2 protein-coding genes are annotated in these 938 nt (G+C 73.0%); both read right to left on the reverse strand.

Translation table 11 applies throughout. The features are described from left to right. Window positions 1-517, reverse strand: a 517-nt coding sequence (locus tag B9S61_RS29670) for a TerD family protein (RefSeq protein WP_181007600.1), incomplete at its 3' end; no start/stop codon positions are given. A gap of 75 nt (window positions 518-592) precedes the next feature. Next, a complete protein-coding gene (locus B9S61_RS29675; RefSeq protein ID WP_103545001.1) occupies window positions 593-817 on the reverse strand; it encodes a hypothetical protein in 225 nt (74 codons plus the stop codon). Between the last annotated feature and the right edge of the window lie 121 nt (window positions 818-938).

Consider the following 938-nt stretch of genomic DNA (forward strand, 5'->3'; position numbering starts at 1 on the left):
GGGCGGGGGCGGCCGGTTCCTCGACCGTGACGCCGAAGTCGGTCGCGATACCGGCGAGGCCGTTGTCGTAGCCCTGGCCGACGGCGCGGGCCTTCCAGACGCCGTTGCGCAGGTAGATCTCGACGACCACCAGGGCCGTCTCGGCGCCGAGGCCCGGGGGCGTGAACGATGCCAGGACGGCGCTGGTGTCCGCGTCGCGGATGGTGGCCGTCGGCTCGATGCCCTGGAAGGTCTGCCCGGCGGCGTCGGGGCTCGCGGTGACGACGATCTTCTCGATGCCGGGGGGCACGGCGGTGGTGTCGACCGTGATGGCGTCGGGGGCGGTGCCGCCGCCGGAGCGGTAGGTCACGCCGGGGCCGGCGGGCTGGTTGTAGAAGATGAAGTCGTCGTCGGAGCGCACCTTGCCGTCGGCGGTGAGCAGCAGGCCCGATACGTCGAGCCGCACCGGAGCGGCGACGTCCACCGTCACGCGGGCGGTGGGAAGAGGGATGTTCGAGCCGGGGGTCATAGCTGTCATGCCGGGTGAACGAGCGGGACCGTTTTGCCGTTCCCTTACCTGTGGCCCGTATGGCGCAATCGGATTCCGGCCGGCTCAGTGGCGGTTGCGGGGGTGGTTCCGGGCGGTGCGTTCGTTGCCGCGCTTGTAGTTCCCCGTCCAGCGGGCCATGACGAGCTGGGGGTCGGGGGCGGCGGCGACCTCGGTGAGGAAGCGGGCCGCCCGGTCGCCCTGGAGGGTGGTGGCGGGGCGGTGGTGATGGGTGATGTGGACGGTGCCGCTGGTGTGGGCCTCGTAGGCGAAGCCGTTCGGTCTGGGCATGCCGGGGATGGTACGGCGGCGGGGACGGGGCGGCCCAGCGGTTTTCCGCGGGGCCGCCCTCCTCGCCCCGGCTCAGCGGCTTCGCCCTCCTCGCCCCGGCTCAGCGGCTTCGCCCTCCTCG

Source organism: Streptomyces sp. SM1 (assembly GCF_002910825.1).
GTDB classification, from domain to species: Bacteria; Actinomycetota; Actinomycetes; order Streptomycetales; family Streptomycetaceae; genus Streptomyces; species Streptomyces okerensis.

Excerpts from the sequence above, each read along its gene's own strand:
- B9S61_RS29675 (WP_103545001.1), bottom strand. The coding sequence starts at position 817 with ATGCCCAGACCGAACGGCTTCGCCTACGAGGCCCACACCAGCGGCACC.